The sequence below is a fragment of the Halalkalibacillus sediminis genome (genome assembly GCF_002844535.1).
Lineage (GTDB): Bacteria > Bacillota > Bacilli > Bacillales > Alkalibacillaceae > Halalkalibacillus_A > Halalkalibacillus_A sediminis.
The window spans coordinates 801,105-822,122 of record NZ_PJNH01000001.1 but is presented as its reverse complement, the minus strand read 5'-3'; the positions used below and the strand labels follow the sequence as shown (position 1 = coordinate 822,122).

Here is a 21,018-nt window from a genome sequence, read left to right as displayed (position 1 = left end):
ACAATGGAACGAGATGTATCTAATTTTTCACTACTAGTCTTAATAGTATTCGTCATGATTCCATTTAGTATCGCTTATTTCTATCAACTTGGATTGAAGAAGGATATTTTATGGTCATCAATAAGAGGGACAGTGCAGCTCTTTTTAATTGGTTTACTATTAACATACCTATTCAATTTACCACCTCATATCGGTATCCCGATCATGTTGACTGTAATGATCACAGTTGCCACCTTTCACGCAAGGAAAAAAGGAAAAGCACTTCCTTATGTTTTTCCTACCATCTTGGTTGGTCTGATTGTCATTGAGTTGGCAGTTCTTTCTCTGTGGCTAGTCTTTGACATGGTGTCGTTCGTTCCTGAAGAAGTAATTCCTATGAGCGGGATGGTAATAGGGAATAGTATGGTAGCGATGGGTCTATCACTGGAGCGTATGAAGTCTGAATTTGAAACAAATCGTGGACAATTGTTAGCCGCGTTGTCGCTTGGGGCAACTCCAAGACAGGCTTCTCATCTAACCGTCAAGAAGACTTTGAATGCAGCTCTTATCCCGAATATTGATCAACTGAAAACGATTGGTCTTGTACAGTTACCAGGTATGATGACTGGATTGATTCTGGGTGGAATCGAGCCAATTGTGGCAATAAAATATCAGTTAGTCATTTCCATAAGCATTTTTTCTTCTGTTTCAGTCAGTGCAATTATCGTATCACTTATTATGTACCGATTCTTTTATAATGATCAGATGCAATTGGTTGACCTCGATGAACTAAATAAAAAAGGCTAACTTAACAAGTTAGCCTTTTTAAAACTTTTTCATCACTATTAGAATGTGTCTGGGAATAGTGCATTCAATATCGTCATCACAGAGAACCAACCGAAAACGAGTGCTGAAGCACCGCTGAAAAGGATAGCGAAAATATTTCGATGTTTCATTTCTCTAAACACAGCGAACACACTTAGAATTGCGACAAATAATAATATAATCCCTAATACCACGGTTCACGTACCTCCTCTTGAATAACAACGTAATCATTTGTTACGGTCGCCATAAAAGACTAATATTATTCCGAAATCTGATTCCTTCTTATTTTATAAAAAAAAGTGTGTAATGTCGAGGGATTTCATAAAAAATACAAAAAGTAAAAGGAGATAGTCATGAAAATACATTCATTATCTTTAGGATTGTTAGGAACAAATTGCTACCTCGTGGAACAACACGAAAAAGTGTTAATAATTGATCCAGGTGGGGATGAAGATCAACTAATTACTTATTTGGAAGAGAAAAAGTTAGAACCAGACGCGATTTTGCTAACTCATGCGCACTTCGATCATATAGGAGCAGTCGAGCCTTTAAGAAACCATTTTAAAATCCCGGTATATATGCATGAAAATGAAAAGGATTGGCTGACTGACCCAGCTTTGAATGGCTCGGAATTGTTTCAAATTGGACGAATTTCTGCCGAGGAACAAGCTGACGAATTCTTAACGGAAGGAGTAACTGAATTAGATCAGTTTAAGTTCAAGGTTCTATTAACACCTGGTCATTCGCCAGGAAGTATTTCGTTCTGGTTTGAAGATGAAGGGGTGCTGATAGCTGGTGATACTGTATTCCAAATGGGAATTGGACGCACCGACCTACCATTCGGAAACCATGATCAGTTAATCGAAAGCATCACCGAAAAGATTATGATCCTGCCTTCAGAAACACTAATCTATCCTGGTCATGGACCTTCAACGACAGTTGAAAAAGAAAGAAGCAACAATCCTTTTTTGTAGGTTATAGCTATAAAAGAAATAAAAGAGGACTCAACGAATGTTGAGTCCTCTTTATTACTCTTTAATGGGCAAATGATGGTTCTAATAGGAATGTTGTATAATACGTAAACCCAATCATGAATAAGGTTAAATAAGCACCAAATACATACATATAAAGACGTTCAGATAGGTTCAAGTATCCAATTCCCAAGAAGAAAACCGTTTGAGCTAAGAATAACATAGCCATGGGCATCATTCCGCCAGCATAAAACATAGCTGTGAAAATTGCTGTCCAAAAGGACATTACACGAAACATACGAGCCATATCATTTCCTCCTTCACACAGGAACTTGTCAGAGATAATTATATACGATGTAGTCGGTCTTGTAAATGAACATTTTATGAACCGCAATGAAAACTGGGCCAGCTGGATTCGAACCAACGCATGACGGTACCAAAAACCGTTGCCTTACCGCTTGGCTATGGCCCAAGTTACTTTATTTATTATAGACAACCACTCTGCTTTTATACAATCATTTCAGTAGAAAAACGATAAATAATTTCATCCAGTGTCTCTACATTCAATTCTAATTTCAACAACTCATCATCCAAAAGATAGAACCCAATAGTGACATTTCCATTAGCATATTCATAAGATTTAAATTGTTTTTCGTAATTCAAATTCATTGTGTTTAGTTCAAGTTCAAATTCATATAAACTGATCTGAATTAAATTCTGAATGGAATCTTGTGCATTAATATCCAAAAACCTTTCTTCTTCATATACTTGGTGCTGTACCACTGATAGAAGAATTGTACTTATAAATAATAATATAATGAGTACATAAGGAAAAATCAGACCTTTTTCGCTAGAGACTCTCGATAAGATAGGGGAAAAGTAGGTATTTTTCATGAAATTCTCCGTCCCTAAATTGAAGGGTCAATTGAAAGGCATGATCATTTAACTGAAAAGTCTTCATTGATAGAACATTAAAGATTAGAAGTTCATGACCTAGATCATTGGATTGACGCCTTAACTTGTCTTCGTATTTAGAATAAGTAACGATACTCCCATCTTTCCGATGAAATGTAATCTTCTCAGTTGCTAACGTGATTTTTTCGGAATGATTCAATTCGTTCTCGAGAAAATAATAAAACTGTTCAATTGCTAATGTATCAATCGATGCAGAAGTATTCAGTTTTTCAATGGATGATAACATCTGATTTAAGAGGGGAAAGATCATGATTAATACAGATAGTGCAAGCAAAAGCGAGATTAGTGTAATTCCTGATTCACTATCAATTATTCGGCGCATACTTGCACCATCTTTCTTTCTTAATATTATGTTCATACCATTCAATACAGGCGAGGTGTTTATTATTCTCCAACAATATATTGAAAGTAAATGTGGTTGAAATTCCATCAATTGAATACTCTTCATCTTCAAGTATTGGTTTACTTGCATATTGAGTTAGTTCAATATCTAGGATTGTTTTTGCTTCTCTGTATAGAGATAAGTCATTGGAGTAGTTCATAATATATTTCATGCTCGGAAAAATGATTACAGTCATCAAAATCATTACTGAAATAGTTAAGAGGATATCCATTAATATGAAACCACCCTCAGATTTCGGAAACATAATATCTACCTCTCCCAAAAGGAAATGTTATTTTGTAACTGGAACTTTGGTGATGAATGTTGAAAGTACCTGGGCCCATTGGCGAACCATTCACACTGAACCGAAAAGGGTTGCTGAATCGATTTAATTCTATTGTTATAGCAGAATCATAGGATCGATCGACAACTGGTTGGGATAAAGGATTATCTACAATGAAATAACGGGAGTTCGAGGGTTCTATATAGAGTAACAATCGCTTTTGGTGCAAGGTCGAGAATTGTTGCATCATATAAATATCTTTTTCAAATTGATTGAGGAAAGACTCGATTGTTTTATCTTTTTGGTTTAGCTGATAAGGGAAATAAATGAGTGATGAGATTAGAAAAAGGATACTTAATACGATCAACGTTTCGATCAAAGTGAAACCTCTATTTTTGTTAAGGGGATACATCTACGATCCCTTCTCCATCGATAGTAAGTTCACGACTATCAGGGCATGCGGTTGATTGAATATAACCTTCCGTTTCTAGTGTGGCGAGGTCAATAGGATAAGCATTGGTTTCTAATTTATACATCTGAACTTGAGATTGAACTAGATCAATATAAGCTTCACACCCCTTATCATCAACAAAAGTATTATGCTTTACGACATTCGGTATAGTTAGCAGAAGAAGTACAGAGATAATAAAGAGCACGATCAGCATTTCAATTAAAGTAAATCCTTTTTCGTTATTCATGTAATCACCTCGAAATTATAGTTTATTCATCATTTGAAACATTGGATAAAGCGTAAGTACATAGATAAAGATGATGAAAATTCCTAAAACGGAATACAGTATAGGTTGAACCATGACGATTAAACGCCTGATTCGGTCTTCAATTGCATCAAGAATTAGGACAGAATAAGTATTCAGATCTTCGTTAAGAGTCCCTTGAGCCTCACTCCGGAGGATCAGATGTTTCATATCAGGTTCTATTAACAACAAATCCTTAAACGAATGGTAGAGACTTGTTCCTTGCGAAAGATGATCCCATGCTTCATTTGCATATAACCTCATCAAAGAGCTCTCATTTTGGTTAGACATAATCTGAAGACTTTCCTTTATCGTCAATCCGCTCTGCAAAAGACTTGATAGATGATAAGCCAATTGAGAACTGAAAAATAAGCTTGCGAATTTTCTAGCTATCGGAATTTGGTTAAGGATGATCATCTTTCTTTCTAAGTGAGATTTATAAAAGATGATGATTGCTATACTAATAATTAATAAGCTCAATATAGTTCCATACACCAATATGAAATTTACGGTTTGGACTAGTTGCTGAAAAAAAGAGAAGGAATTTTTGTCATTAAAGCTATTGAAGGCACTTGAATAGAGGGGAAGTAAGTTTGTGCTTATGGCGAAGAAAATTATTAAGCTCATCCCCAATAGAAATAAGGGATACGTGAGAATTTCTTTTAATTTTTTCTGAAAGTGCATTCTCATATTCAGAATTCGAGTACAATTGGTGATATGATCTGGGAGTTTTCCTGATTCTTTTGAGAAGTACAAAAAGGTGACGACACTTGGTTGAAATTTCGATTCTTTGAAGCAGGAATCCAATGATTCGCCTGACCTTAAACGAACAATGAATTGTTCAGCAATCCGACCAAGTTGCGGGTCGTAAACCATGAATTCTAAAGCATGTTTAATAGAGTAATTCTTAATTAATAATTTACTTAAGCGATCCAGAAATTGGACTTGCAGTTGAAGTTTTAGTGGGCGTTTTTCTCTAAGGAGTAGAATAACCGAGCGCATAAGCTTTTCTCCTTAAATCTGAAAATGATTCAAAACCAGGTATGTTATGTGATGGTGTGCCGCCAATAGCAGCTTCTAATTGATGCTCATGGAGCATCTCAGCTATTGCAGCTCTTTTCATGATTGACTTCCCATTAGAAAACCTTTCACATTCTATCAATTCCTGTGAGGCAATCCCTATGATTGATTGTTGAAGGTCTATTTTACTTAAGCCCATTTCTGTTAATCGTGCTATTGTTCCGACGGCGTTTTTTGCATGAATTGTACTGATGACCAAATGTCCTGTTAAAGCGGCTCTAAAAGCAAATTTGGCCGTTGATTGATCTCTGATTTCTCCAACCATGATAATATCTGGGTCGTGTCTTAAAGCTGCTTTCAAACCGATATCATAGTTGAATCCTGCTTTTTCGTTCACCTGTACTTGTAATAGATTATCGATTGTTTGTTCCACTGGGTCCTCTAAAGTAATCGCTTGGTACCCATGTTTCTGAGTGGATGCTCGTAATAAGGTATACATTGTGGTGGATTTACCACTACCAGTCGGTCCGGTCAGTAATATAATTCCTGCTTTATTTTCCATCCAGGTGATTAATTCTTTTGCTTGTTTTGGGAAGACGAATAACTCATCTAGATCTGGGAAATCTTGTTTTGATAGAATTCGAATGGCAAGGCTTTCATTTTCCTTTAGTGGTAGTGTAGATAAACGTAAATCATACATACCTTTTGAATGATTGAATAGCAAAGTCCCATTTTGAGGAATACGCTTCTCCGCGATATCCATGCCAGTGGAAAATTTGTAATAGCTCAGAAGTAATTGATATGCTTGAATCAATATTTTGTCATAATACCATCGGTAACCGTTGATACGGAAATAAATGGTCACTGTTTTTTCTCCAGGGGAGAAGTGGATATCGCTTGCCCCTTCTGACAATGCATCATTCATAATTTTTTCAGATAATGAATCTGGTTTGTTCACATCGAATCACTCCTTGTGATTTGAAGTATATGGGGGGATATTTTTGAAGCCACTTACACTTATTGGTTTTATGGGAGTTGGGAAGACGACTGTAGGAAAAGCATTGTCTCAAAAACTTGGAAAACCACTAATTGATACAGATCAAGAGATCGTAAAGTATGAAGGAAGAAGCATTCCTGAAATCTTTGCTGACTCAGGCGAAGCTTATTTCAGAAAAGTAGAGTCTTCTATACTTGAGGATCAAATGGATAAGGATTTGATTATTTCGACTGGTGGAGGAATAGTGACGAATGAGAGGTCAAGGGAGTATTTAAAGAATTTTTTTCATAATTTTTGGCTTGATGCATCTCTTGAAGTTGTAGAGAAGAGAATTAGTGATGATGAAGAACGGCCGTTGTGGAAAGTGAAAAGAGAAGCTAGAATCGAATTATTCAACAAACGACGCAAACTTTATGAAGCTGTTGCAGACCATCGGATTTCGGTTGATCATTTGGAGGTCAATGAATTGGTTGAAGAAATTAGTAAGCTGTATTTATAGTTATATAATGTTGCTTAAAAGGTGTCAACTCCACTAGCAAAGGTCAATTCAGCCTGAAATAAAAATAAAGGAACCCAAAATGGATTCCTTGCAAAAAAACGACTATTAATAAAGGGATATGGCTCTCAAAATATTTTTGATTAATAGGAAGTAAGGCGCGAACAAGTAGCGGCTGTCAAATAAAATAAACCTCCGTTGATGACCTTGAAATTCACTTTAGGGTATAGGCGATCGAAAATTTGTTGTTTCATACTTTTGATTTCTTCATCTTTCAAATCTTGGCCTAGATCACGGATCAAATCTAATTCACTCTCATATAAATGAGAGGATTGTTCAGCAAAGGACTTCGATTTTTCAATCACCCTCGATTCGAGTTCGTTCATCAAGTGTTCAGCAGCTTTTTTAGGTGGGATAATGCTTGGTATCTTGTAGCAGTAATCAGGAATTTGTGAACTCAATGATAAGGATTCTAATTCTTCCATCATGCCGAATCTCATCGTACCATTAGTCAGTAAAACTCCGACGCTAACGATTTCATCACTTGTATAGTAACCGTTGAAATGGACGTTGACATTGCATACAAACCAGGGGTACATTGCTGATTGTTGTTGGCCAGGAGTGTGTTGTTCGTATAGCTCTGTATACATCCCATCCCGTTGAATGATCTGGAAGAATTGTTCAAGTCGTCGTGAGCCGAAATGTACCCACTCCCCAGTCTGGTTTCTTTTAGTGTCATCAGTGATGAATGTAACACTCATTGGTTCACCTTTGAAGCCTAATTTCTTAATGTATTGCCAGTAAAATGGCCGATTCATTAGCTCTTCATCCAAGGCTTCGGTCAATTGTACTTTAAACAAACCGTTTTCTTCGTGAACAATCTTCCCGCCACGCTCTCTAAAGAAATCGAGCAGAAAGGGATGAATTTCAGCTTGATTCATGATAATTACTCCTTTTATCCGCGTTACTTGTGATCACTTCGATCATGTTATCAATCTTTATTTCACTTTCCTTTTCGGAACTAGCTTCACTTATAATTTCTCCTAATTCTTTTTCTAAACTTTCTATATTCAACTCCGTCAATATCTGGTCTATTTCACCGATAACATCTCGAAAGACATCAAGTTTCTTATATAGTAAATTCATGATCCTTTGATCGGTTGTTTGATTCAGAACAATGTAATAGATATGAACATCATTTTGTTGACCATACCTGTGGATTCTGCCTATTCTTTGTTCTAACTTCATAGGATTCCATGGCAAATCATAATGAATCATATGGTTACAAAATTGTAGGTTCAATCCTTCTGCGCCTGCATCTGTTGCAATCAATACATCCGCTTGATTTTCAAATAATCTCAACATCCACTGTTTTTTACTCTTCTTAAAATCTCCGTTATAAGTAACAGCAGCTATATCATATTGTTTGAATAACCATTGCAAATATATTTGTGTCGACTTATACTCTGTGAAAATAATACACTTTTCTCCGATTTCTTTGATGAGTTGAATGGTTCTGAGTGCCTTGCTGTGATGCGGTAGTTGTTCTAAAAGTTCTACCCATTGTAGAATTGTTTCTTTTGTCAAAGGTTGCTTCCTGATCGATTGGAAACAGGCTTCTCTACTAGAACAAAACTCTCTTTGCAAAGTCAGGTTGGTGAGGGCATGTTCTTGAGAGAATGAAGTCAACCTTTCATAGAATGATATTTCCTCAGGAGTAAAGTCTATTGAGATTGTTTGTACATGACGATCCGTCCAAGGATGCTCTGTTTCTTCTCTTCGGTTGCGAATCATCGACTGTTGTATCAGTGTTTGTATCGATTGATTTCTGTCTTCTTTATTACTTTTTCTAACTAGTTCCTTGAACCGAGTTTTGTTTCCTAATAATCCTGGGCGAACGATGGACATCAAATAATAAACTTCTTCGATCTTATTCTGAATCGGAGTAGCCGTAAGCAATAGACAATAGGTTGATTGAATCGATTTTACAAACTGATAATTTTTGGTTTTCGGATTCTTTAATCTGTGAGCTTCATCTACAATCAATAAGTCATATTGTTGCTCTAAAATATCTTTAGAGTGAGGTTCTTTTTTAGCTAAATCAATGGAAGACACAACTACGTCATAGTCAGCCCAATTATAAGAGCGATGTTTAGAAGCGGCTGGAATAAAAAACATTCGGTTCAACTCTTCAACCCATTGATTAATAAGAGAGGATGGTACAAGAATAAGGACTTTTTTAACCAGTCCTTTAATCATCAACTCTTTAGTGATTACCCCTGCTTCTACAGTCTTACCAAGACCTACTTCATCAGCAAGAATCGCTCGACCATGCATCTCGAAGATAACCTTATTTACAGCTTCCAACTGGTGGCTCATTAAATTCAAATCAGGTAAGAAGTTGAGACTTATTAATTGATTCTTTCTACTCGATTTTAGCTGAGCTATTTGGTAAGCCTGCTGGAATAATTTCCATTCACATGTTTGATAAGTATTATGTTGTTGTGAGAACTGCTCGATTTCATTTTTGATAATCAGCGTTTTCATTCGTTTAGCCCCTTATAAAATAACAGTATGATGACGCTTACACATCAAATGAACATATGCTATAATGTGATTTAACATATAGTATTAGTATGTACATAAAAATGAATATCATAAGCGAATGACTACAAGGGGAGAGACTGTGGTGATCACAGCGCCGACGGAGCAAGTACTTAAGTATGAATCTCTCAGGCAAAAAGACCTTTGTATGACGCAGCTCTGGAGAGTGTTCATCATGCATGAACCACCAACGATGCAAGCAATCAATGATTGCGAAACTTTCAGGTGACAGGACAGAGAATTCCAATGAAATTGGTATTCTCTTTTTTTATGCAGTAAATAAATTGGAGGGATGAGAATGAGTGAATTGAAACGAACACCATTGTACCCAGTTTACGAAAAAAGCGGGGCAAAAACGGTTGATTTTGGTGGCTGGGAAATGCCTGTACAGTTTTCTGGTATAAAAAACGAACACTTTGCCACCCGTGAACGTGCTGGTCTTTTTGATGTATCCCATATGGGCGAAGTATTGGTCAAAGGTTCAGGCAGTGAAGATTTTTTACAGAAAATGCTTACCAATGATCTATCTAAAGTGAAGGTAGGCCAAGCCCAGTATACGATCATGTGTTATGAAGATGGCGGTACTGTGGATGATTTACTAGTTTATAAGTTAGAAGAGGAAACTTTTTTATTAGTAGTTAATGCTGCAAATACAGAAAAAGACTTTGAGTGGCTAAAGTCATATGCTGGCAATGATGTATCCGTGGAGAATGTCTCTGATCGTTATGTACAATTAGCTATCCAAGGTCCCAAAGCAGAGTCTATTTTACAAAAGTTAACTAAAGATGACTTGTCGGAAATCAAATTTTTCCGTTTTAAAGATGAAGTGAAGTTCCATAATCACCAACACGGAGCAATTGTTTCTAGAACCGGGTATACAGGTGAAGATGGCTTTGAGATTTATATAGATGCCTCTGAAGGAGCAGCTTTATGGGAAGAGATCCTGGAAGCTGGAAAAGAAGAAGGCATAGAGCCGATCGGACTCGGAGCCCGTGATACTTTAAGATTTGAAGCTAATTTAGCTTTATATGGCCAAGAGTTATCAAAAGATATAACTCCTGTCGAAGCGGGTCTTAACTTTGCTGTCAAAGTTAAGAAAGAGGCTGATTTTAACGGTAAAGAAGTACTTAAACAACAAAAAGAGGATGGACCTACTAGAAAGCTAGTCGGCATCGAAATGATCGATAAAGGAATTCCACGCCATGGTTATGACGTATTGAAAGATGGCGAAGTTGTTGGATTTGTTACTTCTGGTACACAATCTCCGACACTCGGAAAAAATGTCGGTCTTGCATTAGTTCGCTCTGATTTGACGAGCGAAGGGGAAGAATTAGAAATCCAAGTAAGAAAACGGACGTTGGATGCGAAAGTTGTTCCGACTCCATTTTATAAAAGAAAGTAAGGGGTGAGAAGCATGCAACATCGTTATATTCCTATGACTAAAGAAGATAAGGAATCTATGCTAAAAACTGTTGGAGTAGATTCTACGGAAGAATTATTCAAGGATATACCTGAAAAAGTACGTTTCAGAGATGAAATCAACATTGCTCCCGCGAAAGATGAGTATGCACTAAAACAAGAATTGAGTGGCTTAGCAAACAAAAATGCTCATTTTCAATCACATACTTCATTCTTGGGTGCTGGTGTTTACGATCATTATGCACCATCAATCGTTGATCATGTAATCTCAAGATCAGAATTTTATACAGCTTATACTCCGTATCAACCAGAGATCTCCCAAGGGGAATTACAAGCTATTTTCGAATTCCAAACAATGATTTGTGAATTGACGGGTATGGAAGTTGCCAATTCTTCCATGTATGACGGTGGAACAGCTTTGGCTGAAGCAGTCAACTTAAGTGCAGGTCAAACTCGCAAGAAAAAAGTACTGGTTTCAAAAGCGATCCATCCAGAATCATTAGCTGTTATTCACACGTATGCTAAAGGACCTGGATTAGAGGTAGTCGAAATTGATGTAGAAGATGGAATGACTGACCTGAAACAATTAGAAAATGAATTGGATGATGATACAGCTAGTGTCGTTCTTCAATATCCGAACTTCTTTGGACAGGTTGAACCTTTGAAAGAGGTAGAGCAGTTATTAGAAAATCAGAAAAAGACGATGTTCTTAGTTTCTAGTAACCCACTTTCTTTAGGCTATTTGACACCTCCAGGTGAATTCAACGTAGATATTGTGGTAGGTGACAATCAAGTGTTCGGAATCCCTGCACAATTCGGCGGCCCACATTGCGGTTATTTTGCGACGACGAAGAAATTGATGCGTAAGGTACCTGGGCGCCTAGTAGGACAAACAGTAGACGAAGAGGGAAGAAGAGGGTTCGTGTTAACTCTTCAAGCCCGAGAACAACATATCCGTAGAGATAAAGCGACATCTAATATTTGTTCCAACCAAGCATTGAATGCATTAGCATCTTCTGTTGCTATGAGTGCTCTAGGTAAACAAGGGATAAAGGAAATGGCCGTGTTGAATATGAAGAAAGCTCGCTATGCTAAGAAACAATTAGAAGCTGCTGGCTTTGAAATCAGCTTTAAAGGACCATTTTTCAATGAGTTTGTTGTGAAGTTGAACAAATCTATTACTGAAGTAAACGACAAGTTAGAACAGCGAGGAATTATTGGCGGTTACGATCTAGGAAAAGCTGATAGCTCATATGAGAATCACATGTTAGTAGCTGTTACTGAGATTCGCACCAAAGAAGAGATCGATCAATTTGTTAAAGAATTGGGTGATATCCATGGCTAATCAAAACGATTTTCCAGTCATATTTGAATTAAGCAAGGAAGGCCGTAAAGGGTACAGCTTACCCGATTTAGATGTTCCAGATGTGGATTTGGATGAGGAATTCGGGAACGACTATATCCGTCAAGAAAACCCGGATCTTCCAGAAGTAAGTGAATTACAGATTATGCGTCATTACACTGCTTTATCTACAAGAAATCACGGGGTGGATTCAGGATTCTATCCTCTCGGTTCATGTACGATGAAATACAATCCAAAAATTAATGAAGACGTGGCTCGTTACCCAGGGTTCAGTCATATCCATCCTTATCAGGAGGAAAAAACAGTCCAAGGTGCAATGGAAATGTTGTATAATCTCCAGACGTCACTTTCTGAAATTACGGGAATGCATGAGGTCACATTACAACCCGCTGCTGGTGCGCATGGCGAGTGGACTGGACTGATGATGATCCGAGCTTTCCACGAATCAAACGGAGATTATAACCGTACAAAAGTAATCGTACCTGACTCTGCTCACGGAACTAACCCTGCTTCTGCAACTGTTGCAGGATTCGAGGCAGTAACTGTTAAATCGAATGACCAAGGCTTAGTTGACCTTGAAGACTTGAAACGTGTTGTAGGAGACGATACTGCAGCTTTAATGCTGACGAACCCAAATACATTAGGTCTATTTGAAGAACATATTCTTGAAATGGCTGAAATTATCCACGAAGCTGGTGGCCGTTTATACTATGATGGCGCTAACTTGAACGCTATTATGGGCTATGCTCGCCCAGGAGACATGGGATTTGATGTAGTTCACTTGAACTTGCATAAAACATTCACAGGACCACACGGTGGTGGCGGACCTGGTTCCGGACCTGTCGGAGTGACGAAAGAATTATCTAAGTTCTTACCAAAACCTATTTTAACGAAAAAAGATGATGCATTTACATTCGATTACAATCGCCCAGACTCGATTGGTCGCGTGAAGCCTTACTATGGTAACTTCGGAATCAATGTAAGAGCTTATACGTATATCCGCTCAATGGGTCCTGATGGATTGAAGCAAGTTAGTGAAAATGCAGTGTTGAATGCTAACTATATGATGCGTCGTTTAGAAGAAGAGTACGAACTCCCATTCAAACAGCATTGTAAACACGAATTTGTGTTATCAGGGAAAAACCAAAAGAAACTAGGTGTTCGAACTCTTGATATTGCCAAGCGTCTATTAGACTTTGGCTATCACCCACCAACAATCTACTTCCCACTTAATGTGGAAGAGGCTTTGATGGTTGAACCAACTGAAACAGAATCTAAAGAAACGCTCGATGAGTTTATCGATGCGATGATTCAGATTTCTAACGAGGCAAAAGAAGATCCTGAGATCGTACAAGAAGCCCCACATACTACAGTGTTAAGTCGTTTAGATGAGACTCAGGCAGCAAGAAAACCAGTTCTAAGATATATGAAAGACGAATCATAATAAAAAGGATGGCGAAGAAATTCGCCATCCTTTTTTCATTTAATAACCTTTTTTCTTCACTTTGATTTTACCATTCCACTTACGGAACCCACCTTTAAGATGGTTGAGATCCTCGTAACCTTTTTTGCGCAGCATATTTGCAGCCCGTACAGATCTTGTACCACTTTGACAATATAAATATACCGGCTTATCTTTTCTGATTTCTACTAGACGTTGCTTCATTTGTGATAATGGAATATTACGTGCACCAAGAATATGACCTCTTTCATATTCATTCGGTTCTCTTACATCTATCAATTGTGCTTTGCGATAACCTTCAATCCATTGATCCTCTGTCAGTGTTTTTAAATAGCGTTGCGTTCGTACGTATCTGAAAGCCCCGAATAAAATAAGAGCTGCAACAGCTATTAATACGATGAATAAAATATCCATACGAATCCCCTCTCTTCTATATCTACCACCTTTCATTATAAAAATCTTTAGACAAACTTTCAAAGGATTTTTTGTGGAATTTGATTTTTCATCCAATTCTTAGAGTAAATTCGACACTATTTTCATCTTGACAAACAATCGGATGTATGCCTTTAAAACTATATATAGTATTCGTCTTAAAAATCAAGCACTATATATTGTATAAATCTATTGATTTTTAAAAATGTATTTGGTAATGTTATAGACAACAAACAACACACCAATGAAAAGCATGTCGAGAAACTTGGTGAAAGGAAGTGAAGAGTTTGCAAAAAGTTGAAAACCGAATGACGAATGTTGATATCGATCGTCTGAATCAAGATATAGAAGAGTTTCCTTATGTCCATCCTGTAACAAGTGATATGCAGGTAACTCATAAGGGAGTTTCTCGATTAGTTATGTTAGATCGATACTCATTCAAAGACACTGAAAAGAGGACATTGAAAGAAGGAGATTTCGTCGTCTTAACGATAAAAGATGACCCGAAATTTCCCGCTCGTGGAACAGGATTTATAGTGTCGATTGATAAAGAAAGACATAAAGCTATTGTACAAGTTGAAGAAGATTATATCCATGTGTTAGACAAAGAATCAGAAAGAGAGACCGGAAAAATTGAGAGGTCTCTAACAGTAATAGATAAACCACTAGAAATCTTTTACGAACAAATTGCTTTGAGAAATGCCAGCGGTTTAGCAGAAGTAGAGCGTTCAACGGAAAAGAGGGAGTACTGGTTTGAAAAGTTCTACAATGAACTATCGAGCTTGAACTTCATCCCAGCTGGAAGAGTACTTTACGGAGCAGGTGCAAACACGGATGTTACGTATTTCAACTGCTACGTCATGCCTTACATCAACGATTCTCGGGAAGGAATCAGTGATCACCGTAAGCAAGTGATGGAGATCATGTCACGCGGAGGTGGAGTCGGAACAAATGGTTCGACACTTCGACCGAAGAATTCCCTGGCTCGAGGAGTCAATGGCAAATCATCAGGATCAGTGAGTTGGTTGGATGACATCGCTAAGTTGACACATCTAGTAGAGCAGGGCGGTTCAAGACGTGGCGCCCAAATGATCATGTTGAATGATTGGCATCCTGACATCATCGATTTCATCATATCGAAGATGCAGAACCCAAGAATCCTCAGATACTTAATAGAAAATATTGAAGACGAAACAGTACAGCAGCTAGCTAAGGACAAGCTTAAATTCACTCCTTTATCAGTTAGTGAAATGCAGATGTATCAAGGAATTGTGAATTACAAACACATCCCAGGCTTAGGTGGCTTCTCTGAAGAGAATATTCGAGAAGCAGAAACGAAGCTAAGAGATGAAGGCACATACAGTGTGCATAACCCAGAATTTTTAACGGGAGCCAACATTTCAGTCTGTATCACAGACGACTTTATGAAAGCTGTAGAAAATGACGAAGATTATGAACTTCGCTTTCCAGATGTAGAAAACTATAGTGAAGAAGAAATGGAAGCTTATAATAAGAATTGGCACGAAATCGGCGATGTTCGCGAGTGGGAAAAGCTAGGGTATGGTGTGAAGGTTTATCAGTCAATTCCAGCAAAAGAGCTGTGGAACCTGATTAATATCTGTGCAACATATTCTGCAGAACCAGGAATCTTCTTTATCGATAATGCGAATAAAGAAACCAACGCGACAGCTTATGGTCAGAAGGTAGTAGCAACTAACCCATGTGGTGAGCAACCCCTCGCACCGTATTCTGTCTGTAATTTGGCTGCTGTCAATTTAGCATCCGTAGCAAACAAGGATACTAAGCGACCAGATTTCGATCAATTAAAAGAAACAGTAGCAACTGGTGTTCGTTTACAAGACAACGTCATCGACTCAACACCTTACTTTCTTGACGAGAACCGCAAACAAGCTTTAGGTGAACGTCGTGTAGGGCTAGGAGTCATGGGGCTTCATGACCTATTGATTTATTGCGAAACTGAATATGGTTCAGATGAAGGTAATATGTTAGTCGATCAAATTTTTGAAACAATTGCGACCACGGCTTACCGAACTTCAATCGAGTTGGCAAAAGAAAAAGGAAGCTTCCCATTCTTGATTGGGGAAACGGAGGCTGAAACGAAGCTATTACGTGAACGTTTCATCGAAACAGGCTATATGCAAAAGATGCCTGAAGATATTCGACAAGGTGTGTTAGATTACGGCATTCGTAACTCCCATCTATTGACGGTAGCGCCAACTGGTTCTACTGGAACGATGGTTGGAGTTTCAACTGGCTTAGAACCTTACTTCTCTTTCACTTACTATAGAAGCGGAAGATTAGGCAAATTCATCGAAGTGAAAGCGGATATTGTTCAAGAGTATTACGACAGAAATCCTGAGCAATCAGATGATGAGTTACCTGAATGGTTCGTTACAGCTATGAGCCTACCACCAGAAGCTCATGCTGATACTCAGTGTGTTATTCAGAAATGGGTAGACAGTTCCATTTCAAAAACAGTCAATGCACCTAAGGGCTATCGCGTAGACCAAGTACAAGATGTATATGAGCGTTTGTACAACGGTGGAGCCAAAGGGGGAACCGTCTACGTGGATGGAAGTCGGGATACTCAGGTTCTATCTCTAAAAGCAGAAGAAAATGATTTCTCTGAGCAAACGGAATTGTTTGAAGATGAAGAGAAAAAAGTTGTACTGATGGATACTGTCCACGAATTGGATAAAACCAATGTTACGGTAGGTTCTGAAGTCGGAGATACATGTCCGGTATGTCGCCAAGGTGACGTCGAGGATGTGGGCGGCTGCAATACCTGTACCAATTGTGGTGCACAGTTGAAATGCGGATTATAAATAATCGAAAGGCTAGTCTACTAAATGTAGACTAGCTTTTTTCTTCTAATCGATCCTTAAGAAACATATAATAGGTCACTTGCAAATAAAGGGTGTGAGTGATGGAAGTCGATGGAGTCTTTTCAGGTGGAGGTGTGAAGGCATTCGCTTTTTTGGGTGCGATCGATGTTTGCGAGAAGAAGAACATCGAATTCACAAGAGTTGCTGGAAGTTCTGCGGGTGCGTTAATCGCATCATTAGTTAAAGCAGGATACAAATACGAAGAACTATATCATATGCTTGATGATGTGGATTTAAAAGAGTTTTTAGACCAACCTTTCTGGATGAAAAACGTACCTTTATTGAAATGGCTGTTACTTTATTATCGGATGGGGCTTTATAAAGGTGATGCTCTAGAAAACTGGATAGATGAAAAGCTTCAAAAGAAAGGATTGCGGACTTTCGGAGATTTGCCAGATAAAGCTCTGACCATTATCGGGACCGATCTCACTAATGGCCGGATGGCTGTATTCCCAAATGACTTATCGAAAGTATATGGTATCAATCCAAAGGACTTTTCTATAGCAAAAGCTGTTAGAATGAGTGCGAGTATTCCCTATTTCTTCCAACCCGTCACAATTCAAAAGTCAAAGCACCAAAAGAGTTTAATCGTAGACGGAGGGGTACTAAGTAATTTTCCATATTGGGTATTCAATCAAAAAAGCGAACTGAAGGCCAGACCGTCTATCGGAATTAAATTAAATGCGAACTATTCATCTATTCCGAAGCAGAAAGTCAATAATTCGGTTGATTTATTACATGCTTTATTTTTAACGATGCTACAGGCACATGATGCTCGACACATATCCAAAGATAATGCGAAGGACATCATTTTTATACCGATAAAAGATATACATGCTACGAATTTTGAATTATCGAAAGAGGAGAAGTCCTACTTGATAGAAGTAGGAAGGTTGAAAGCGAATGCTTTTTTTAAAAAGTGGAGTGGATAAAGAAAAGGGATCTGTTTTCTCAACAGATCCCTATTTTTTATTACCTTTAATGACTTTCAAGTGATTTCTATTACTTCTATTCTTTTTTAATTTATCAGGTTTTTGAATGTGAGAGTTATGGTTCATCTTTCGATCGACTGTTCCATATTTTTTCTTCGATTGTTTTACAGCTTGTCGGAATTCTGAGCTGCCACGGCGTCTTCTGTGGATGAAAAAGTAATAAAAAGCTCCACCAATCAGAGCAATGAATCCAATGGTCATCAAAATATATTGAATGAATCCTAGTGGGTCTGTAACTAATTGACCTAACAAGCCGACGGTTGCAAGGATAAGAACAATATAGATGATCCATTTAATTAAGTTTGATTGCATGGCTAGCTCCTTTCGAATAAAAGAAAAAAATCTTTCCTTATTCTAAAAATTAGTGCTTATATATTCATTTTACCTAAAAACCTCTTTAAATAATACTAATATTTTCCGAATGTTTTCTAGCTTCTTGAACCAATCTAAGGGTGAGGTGATTTAATGTCAAATAAAAACGGACAAGAAAAAAAATCGTCAATACTTAAAAAGAGTTTATTTGCTGGAGTGATTGCTGGATTATTATTTGGCAGTTTAAGTACACTTGGATATTATTTATCCTTTTCTGAAGTATCTCACGCTTCGTTTATAGTCAGGTCATATTTTACAGAGCCTTGGACACAGGACTTCATAGCAGAGTTAGTCAGTTTGGGTGTGGTTGCGATCATTAGCCTGTTACCAGCTGTAATTTATTACTTTACGATGAGGAACTTACATGGGATCTTCCCGGGAGTTTTCATGGGTGCATTGTTGTGGGTGTTGTTTTTTGTGCTACTACCACCATTTTTTTCAGCTGTACCCTCGATCCAGAACATGAACTCCGATACCATTGCCACAACTTTTTGTCAGTTTATATTATACGGAACGTTTATTGGTTTCACCATTACTTATGAGTCACATGGAGAAAGGGTACAGTCATCAAAACATTCACAAAATGAGGTTGATGTATGATAAACTGAAGTAGGATTGTGGGACAAAAAATTAAGAGGGGCCTTGTCCATGAAAAAACTATTAATGCTGAATGGACCGAACTTAAATCTACTGGGAGAAAGAAGCCCGGATACTTATGGAAGTACCAGTCTTACCGAAGTAGAAAATGAAGTCTATGACTTTTTGAGAGAAAACGGCTGGGAGTTAACATGTCGACAATCAAATCATGAGGGTGAACTGATTGATATTTTACATGACGCACGAAAGCATTTTGAAGGTGTGATTTTCAATCCAGGGGGATACTCTCATACAAGCGTAGCGATCCGAGATGCCATTGAAGCAATCTCGATTCCTGTTATTGAAGTTCACATTTCGAATATTTATCAAAGGGAAGCCTTCAGACATCAATCTTTCATATCACCGGTCGCATCTGGACATATTAGTGGATTGGGGATAAAAGGTTACAAAGTAGCAGCATTCGCTTTACTAGAAAAATTGACAGAGAGGGAGAATTAACATGGAAAAATTGACGAAGTTAAGAGAGTTACTTACTAAGAACGATCTTGATGGTCTACTGATCACTAGTGGCCAAAATCGCAGATATATGACTGGTTTTACTGGCACTGCAGGTGTTGTATTAGTAACTCAAGACAAAGCAAAATTCATTACAGATTTTCGCTATACCGTTCAAGCAAAAGAACAGGTACATGGTTATGAAATCGTTGAACACAAAGGGCCAATCCATAATGAAGTTTCTGAACAGATTGACCAATTGGATATCAAAAAATTAGGTTTTGAAAAAAATGATATGACTTACAATACATACGAAACCTATAAACAAGCCATTAATGCGGAGTTTATTCCTGTTGGTGGACTGGTCGAAGAATTGCGATTAGTCAAAACTGAAGAGGAATTAACCATTATGAAAGAAGCAGCTAAAATCGCAGATGCTGCATTTGAATATATTCAAACCGTCATTAAGCCAGGTGTTAAAGAAATAGATGTTTCCAATGAACTAGAATTCTTCATGAGAAGACAAGGAGCTACATCTTCATCATTTGATATAATTGTTGCATCTGGTTACCGATCAGCTCTTCCACACGGTGTTGCATCTGAGAAAGTAATTGAATCGGGCGAACTGGTTACGTTGGACTTCGGGGCTTTATATAAAGGGTATTGCTCTGATATTACACGTACGGTCGCAGTCGGGCCAATTGACGATAAGTTAAAAGAAATTTATGATGTAGTATTAGAGGCACAGTTAAGAGGAATGAAAGGTACCAAAGCTGGTATGACTGGTAAAGAAGCGGATGCTTTAACCAGAGATTATATTAAAGAAAAAGGTTATGGAGAGTATTTCGGGCATTCAACTGGACACGGCTTAGGAATGGATGTTCATGAGGGGCCTGGTTTATCATTCCGTTCAGAAACTGTTTTAAAACCAGGGATGGTTGTTACGGTGGAACCTGGTATTTATGTTCCAAATGTAGGCGGATGCCGCATTGAAGATGATACTGTAATTACCGAAGATGGAAATGAGCCGTTGAACTTCTCAACAAAAGAATTAATTACTTTATAAAAAGGTAAGGGAGGAACTGACTTTGATTTCAGTAAACGATTTTAAAACTGGTTTAACGATAGAACTAGATAATTCTATTTGGCAGGTTGTTGAATTCCAACATGTAAAGCCTGGTAAAGGTGCTGCATTCGTTCGTTCTAAATTAAGAAATATAGAAAATGGAAGCATCCAAGAAAAGACATTCCGTGCGGGTGAAAAAGTGAACCGTGCTCATTTGGAACGTCGTCCGATGCAATACATGTATGCTTCAGGTGACGATCATGCATTCATGGATACAGAAACATTCGAACAATTGGATATTCCTAGTTCGATTATCGAGAATCATTTGAAGTTTCTAAGAGAAAACATGCAAGTTACTGTACTGATTTATGATGGAAATACTTTAGGAATCGAATTACCTAAAAACGTGGAATTAGAGGTTGTCGAAACTGAACCAGGCGTTAAAGGTGATACAGCAAGCGGCGGAACAAAACCCGCGACCCTTGAAACTGGTCACATTGTACAAGTACCTTTTTTCATTGATAAAGGTGAAGTTCTAGTTGTTAGTACAACTGATGGTAAATACGTATCAAGAGCTTAGAACACAAATAATCAAATACTTTGAAAGAGGATCCGAAACCGGGTCCT

Annotated in this window: 25 protein-coding genes, 1 tRNA gene and 1 riboswitch; of the genes, 12 read left to right on the top strand and 14 right to left on the bottom strand. The window is 37.8% G+C overall.

Going from position 1 to position 21,018, the window contains the following annotated elements; genetic code table 11:
* Nucleotides 1-3: 3 nt before the first annotated feature.
* Nucleotides 4-786 (top strand): ABC transporter permease, encoded by a 783-nt coding sequence (locus CEY16_RS04345; RefSeq protein ID WP_101330733.1) that lies wholly within the window; start codon nt 4-6, stop codon nt 784-786.
* A gap of 38 nt (nt 787-824) precedes the next feature.
* Here CEY16_RS04345 and CEY16_RS04340 read toward each other — a convergent pair whose 3' ends face one another.
* Nucleotides 825-998, bottom strand: a complete 174-nt coding sequence (locus tag CEY16_RS04340; RefSeq protein WP_101330732.1) for a DUF2759 domain-containing protein — start codon at nt 996-998, stop codon at nt 825-827.
* A gap of 159 nt (nt 999-1,157) precedes the next feature.
* Here CEY16_RS04340 and CEY16_RS04335 point away from each other — a divergent pair, with 159 nt between their 5' ends.
* Nucleotides 1,158-1,778, top strand: coding sequence for an MBL fold metallo-hydrolase (locus tag CEY16_RS04335; protein WP_101330731.1), 621 nt, complete (start codon nt 1,158-1,160; stop codon nt 1,776-1,778).
* A gap of 61 nt (nt 1,779-1,839) precedes the next feature.
* Here the strand turns inward: CEY16_RS04335 and CEY16_RS04330 are convergent, their stop codons facing one another.
* From CEY16_RS04330 to comGA, 9 genes are all read right to left on the bottom strand, one after another.
* Nucleotides 1,840-2,082, bottom strand: a complete 243-nt coding sequence (locus CEY16_RS04330) for a DUF2626 domain-containing protein (RefSeq protein WP_101330730.1) — start codon at nt 2,080-2,082, stop codon at nt 1,840-1,842.
* 93 nt (nt 2,083-2,175) lie between these two features.
* A tRNA-Gln gene (locus tag CEY16_RS04325) sits at nt 2,176-2,247 on the bottom strand.
* Nucleotides 2,248-2,282: 35 nt separating this feature from the next.
* Entirely contained in the window at nt 2,283-2,522 is a 240-nt protein-coding gene (locus CEY16_RS15020) for a hypothetical protein (protein WP_143484587.1), read from the bottom strand.
* A gap of 103 nt (nt 2,523-2,625) precedes the next feature.
* A complete protein-coding gene (locus CEY16_RS04315; RefSeq protein WP_162297847.1) occupies nt 2,626-3,072 on the bottom strand; it encodes a ComGF family competence protein in 447 nt (148 codons plus the stop codon).
* Nucleotides 3,056-3,397 (bottom strand): hypothetical protein, encoded by a 342-nt coding sequence (locus CEY16_RS15140; RefSeq protein WP_162297846.1) that lies wholly within the window; start codon nt 3,395-3,397, stop codon nt 3,056-3,058. Before CEY16_RS15140 ends, CEY16_RS04315 begins: the two co-directional genes overlap by 17 nt.
* Complete coding sequence (comGD, locus tag CEY16_RS04310; RefSeq protein WP_101330727.1) at nt 3,381-3,827, bottom strand: competence type IV pilus minor pilin ComGD; 447 nt, start codon at nt 3,825-3,827, stop codon at nt 3,381-3,383. The genes CEY16_RS15140 and comGD overlap by 17 nt, the downstream gene beginning before the upstream one ends.
* A complete protein-coding gene (comGC, locus tag CEY16_RS04305) occupies nt 3,814-4,113 on the bottom strand; it encodes a competence type IV pilus major pilin ComGC (protein ID WP_101330726.1) in 300 nt (99 codons plus the stop codon). The genes comGD and comGC overlap by 14 nt, the downstream gene beginning before the upstream one ends.
* A 15-nt stretch (nt 4,114-4,128) precedes the next feature.
* Nucleotides 4,129-5,172, bottom strand: a complete 1,044-nt coding sequence (locus CEY16_RS04300) for a type II secretion system F family protein (RefSeq protein ID WP_101330725.1) — start codon at nt 5,170-5,172, stop codon at nt 4,129-4,131.
* Nucleotides 5,147-6,148: a competence type IV pilus ATPase ComGA gene (comGA, locus tag CEY16_RS04295; protein ID WP_202908596.1), complete on the bottom strand. Its 1,002-nt coding sequence runs from the start codon at nt 6,146-6,148 to the stop codon at nt 5,147-5,149. Before comGA ends, CEY16_RS04300 begins: the two co-directional genes overlap by 26 nt.
* A gap of 43 nt (nt 6,149-6,191) precedes the next feature.
* Here comGA and CEY16_RS04290 point away from each other — a divergent pair, with 43 nt between their 5' ends.
* Nucleotides 6,192-6,686, top strand: coding sequence for a shikimate kinase (locus CEY16_RS04290; protein ID WP_101330724.1), 495 nt, complete (start codon nt 6,192-6,194; stop codon nt 6,684-6,686).
* 140 nt (nt 6,687-6,826) lie between these two features.
* On the opposite strand, the gene CEY16_RS04285 is transcribed toward CEY16_RS04290, so the two are convergent.
* On the bottom strand, nt 6,827-7,624 hold the full coding sequence (locus CEY16_RS04285) for a YqhG family protein (RefSeq protein ID WP_101330723.1): 798 nt from the start codon (nt 7,622-7,624) through the stop codon (nt 6,827-6,829).
* Complete coding sequence (locus CEY16_RS04280) at nt 7,611-9,230, bottom strand: DEAD/DEAH box helicase (RefSeq protein WP_101330722.1); 1,620 nt, start codon at nt 9,228-9,230, stop codon at nt 7,611-7,613. Before CEY16_RS04280 ends, CEY16_RS04285 begins: the two co-directional genes overlap by 14 nt.
* Nucleotides 9,231-9,348: 118 nt before the next feature.
* Nucleotides 9,349-9,441: riboswitch (glycine riboswitch) on the top strand.
* Nucleotides 9,442-9,585: 144 nt separating this feature from the next.
* Here CEY16_RS04280 and gcvT point away from each other — a divergent pair.
* Genes gcvT through gcvPB form a run of 3 tightly spaced genes read left to right on the top strand, consistent with a single transcriptional unit; the run spans nt 9,586 to nt 13,513 of the window.
* Nucleotides 9,586-10,689 (top strand): glycine cleavage system aminomethyltransferase GcvT, encoded by a 1,104-nt coding sequence (gene gcvT / locus CEY16_RS04275; RefSeq protein ID WP_101330721.1) that lies wholly within the window; start codon nt 9,586-9,588, stop codon nt 10,687-10,689.
* 12 nt (nt 10,690-10,701) lie between these two features.
* Nucleotides 10,702-12,051 (top strand): aminomethyl-transferring glycine dehydrogenase subunit GcvPA, encoded by a 1,350-nt coding sequence (gene gcvPA, locus CEY16_RS04270; RefSeq protein WP_101330720.1) that lies wholly within the window; start codon nt 10,702-10,704, stop codon nt 12,049-12,051.
* Entirely contained in the window at nt 12,044-13,513 is a 1,470-nt protein-coding gene (gene gcvPB / locus CEY16_RS04265; protein ID WP_101330719.1) for an aminomethyl-transferring glycine dehydrogenase subunit GcvPB, read from the top strand. The genes gcvPA and gcvPB overlap by 8 nt, the downstream gene beginning before the upstream one ends.
* 39 nt (nt 13,514-13,552) lie before the next feature.
* Here the strand turns inward: gcvPB and CEY16_RS04260 are convergent, their stop codons facing one another.
* On the bottom strand, nt 13,553-13,945 hold the full coding sequence (locus CEY16_RS04260) for a rhodanese-like domain-containing protein (protein ID WP_101330718.1): 393 nt from the start codon (nt 13,943-13,945) through the stop codon (nt 13,553-13,555).
* A 326-nt stretch (nt 13,946-14,271) separates the two neighbouring features.
* On the opposite strand from CEY16_RS04260, the gene CEY16_RS04255 reads away from it, so the two are divergent.
* Both CEY16_RS04255 and CEY16_RS04250 read left to right on the top strand, forming a co-directional pair.
* On the top strand, nt 14,272-16,809 hold the full coding sequence (locus tag CEY16_RS04255) for a vitamin B12-dependent ribonucleotide reductase (RefSeq protein WP_101331138.1): 2,538 nt from the start codon (nt 14,272-14,274) through the stop codon (nt 16,807-16,809).
* A 101-nt stretch (nt 16,810-16,910) separates the two neighbouring features.
* Entirely contained in the window at nt 16,911-17,801 is an 891-nt protein-coding gene (locus CEY16_RS04250; RefSeq protein WP_101330717.1) for a patatin-like phospholipase family protein, read from the top strand.
* Nucleotides 17,802-17,831: 30 nt separating this feature from the next.
* On the opposite strand, the gene CEY16_RS04245 is transcribed toward CEY16_RS04250, so the two are convergent.
* Entirely contained in the window at nt 17,832-18,173 is a 342-nt protein-coding gene (locus tag CEY16_RS04245) for an SA1362 family protein (RefSeq protein ID WP_101330716.1), read from the bottom strand.
* Nucleotides 18,174-18,326: 153 nt separating this feature from the next.
* On the opposite strand from CEY16_RS04245, the gene CEY16_RS04240 reads away from it, so the two are divergent.
* The 4 genes from CEY16_RS04240 to efp are packed head-to-tail and all read left to right on the top strand — an operon-like array spanning nt 18,327 to nt 20,971.
* Nucleotides 18,327-18,833, top strand: a complete 507-nt coding sequence (locus tag CEY16_RS04240; protein WP_101330715.1) for a YqhR family membrane protein — start codon at nt 18,327-18,329, stop codon at nt 18,831-18,833.
* 48 nt (nt 18,834-18,881) lie between these two features.
* Nucleotides 18,882-19,328, top strand: a complete 447-nt coding sequence (aroQ, locus tag CEY16_RS04235) for a type II 3-dehydroquinate dehydratase (protein WP_101330714.1) — start codon at nt 18,882-18,884, stop codon at nt 19,326-19,328.
* A gap of 1 nt (nt 19,329) precedes the next feature.
* Nucleotides 19,330-20,391 carry a M24 family metallopeptidase gene (locus tag CEY16_RS04230; RefSeq protein ID WP_101330713.1) on the top strand — a complete coding sequence of 354 codons (1,062 nt, stop codon included), beginning with the start codon at nt 19,330-19,332 and terminating at the stop codon, nt 20,389-20,391.
* A gap of 22 nt (nt 20,392-20,413) precedes the next feature.
* Nucleotides 20,414-20,971 carry an elongation factor P gene (efp, locus tag CEY16_RS04225; RefSeq protein ID WP_101330712.1) on the top strand — a complete coding sequence of 186 codons (558 nt, stop codon included), beginning with the start codon at nt 20,414-20,416 and terminating at the stop codon, nt 20,969-20,971.
* Nucleotides 20,972-21,018: the final 47 nt, after the last annotated feature.

Bases quoted from the DNA above. Each gene is read 5' to 3' on its own strand.
- gcvPB (WP_101330719.1), top strand. From the start codon at position 12,044: ATGGCTAATCAAAACGATTTTCCAGTCATATTTGAATTAAGCAAGGAA.
- gcvPA (WP_101330720.1), top strand. From the start codon at position 10,702: ATGCAACATCGTTATATTCCTATGACTAAAGAAGATAAGGAATCTATG.
- comGD (WP_101330727.1), bottom strand. From the start codon at position 3,827: ATGTATCCCCTTAACAAAAATAGAGGTTTCACTTTGATCGAAACGTTG.
- CEY16_RS04250 (WP_101330717.1), top strand. From the start codon at position 16,911: ATGGAAGTCGATGGAGTCTTTTCAGGTGGAGGTGTGAAGGCATTCGCT.
- gcvT (WP_101330721.1), top strand. From the start codon at position 9,586: ATGAGTGAATTGAAACGAACACCATTGTACCCAGTTTACGAAAAAAGC.
- CEY16_RS04230 (WP_101330713.1), top strand. From the start codon at position 19,330: ATGGAAAAATTGACGAAGTTAAGAGAGTTACTTACTAAGAACGATCTT.
- CEY16_RS04335 (WP_101330731.1), top strand. From the start codon at position 1,158: ATGAAAATACATTCATTATCTTTAGGATTGTTAGGAACAAATTGCTAC.
- CEY16_RS04255 (WP_101331138.1), top strand. From the start codon at position 14,272: ATGACGAATGTTGATATCGATCGTCTGAATCAAGATATAGAAGAGTTT.
- CEY16_RS04240 (WP_101330715.1), top strand. From the start codon at position 18,327: ATGTCAAATAAAAACGGACAAGAAAAAAAATCGTCAATACTTAAAAAG.
- comGC (WP_101330726.1), bottom strand. From the start codon at position 4,113: ATGAATAACGAAAAAGGATTTACTTTAATTGAAATGCTGATCGTGCTC.
- CEY16_RS04330 (WP_101330730.1), bottom strand. From the start codon at position 2,082: ATGGCTCGTATGTTTCGTGTAATGTCCTTTTGGACAGCAATTTTCACA.
- CEY16_RS04300 (WP_101330725.1), bottom strand. From the start codon at position 5,172: ATGCGCTCGGTTATTCTACTCCTTAGAGAAAAACGCCCACTAAAACTT.
- CEY16_RS04285 (WP_101330723.1), bottom strand. From the start codon at position 7,624: ATGAATCAAGCTGAAATTCATCCCTTTCTGCTCGATTTCTTTAGAGAG.
- CEY16_RS04260 (WP_101330718.1), bottom strand. From the start codon at position 13,945: ATGGATATTTTATTCATCGTATTAATAGCTGTTGCAGCTCTTATTTTA.
- CEY16_RS04345 (WP_101330733.1), top strand. From the start codon at position 4: ATGGAACGAGATGTATCTAATTTTTCACTACTAGTCTTAATAGTATTC.
- CEY16_RS04280 (WP_101330722.1), bottom strand. From the start codon at position 9,230: ATGAAAACGCTGATTATCAAAAATGAAATCGAGCAGTTCTCACAACAA.
- aroQ (WP_101330714.1), top strand. From the start codon at position 18,882: ATGAAAAAACTATTAATGCTGAATGGACCGAACTTAAATCTACTGGGA.
- CEY16_RS04315 (WP_162297847.1), bottom strand. From the start codon at position 3,072: ATGCGCCGAATAATTGATAGTGAATCAGGAATTACACTAATCTCGCTT.
- CEY16_RS15140 (WP_162297846.1), bottom strand. From the start codon at position 3,397: ATGTTTCCGAAATCTGAGGGTGGTTTCATATTAATGGATATCCTCTTA.
- CEY16_RS04245 (WP_101330716.1), bottom strand. From the start codon at position 18,173: ATGCAATCAAACTTAATTAAATGGATCATCTATATTGTTCTTATCCTT.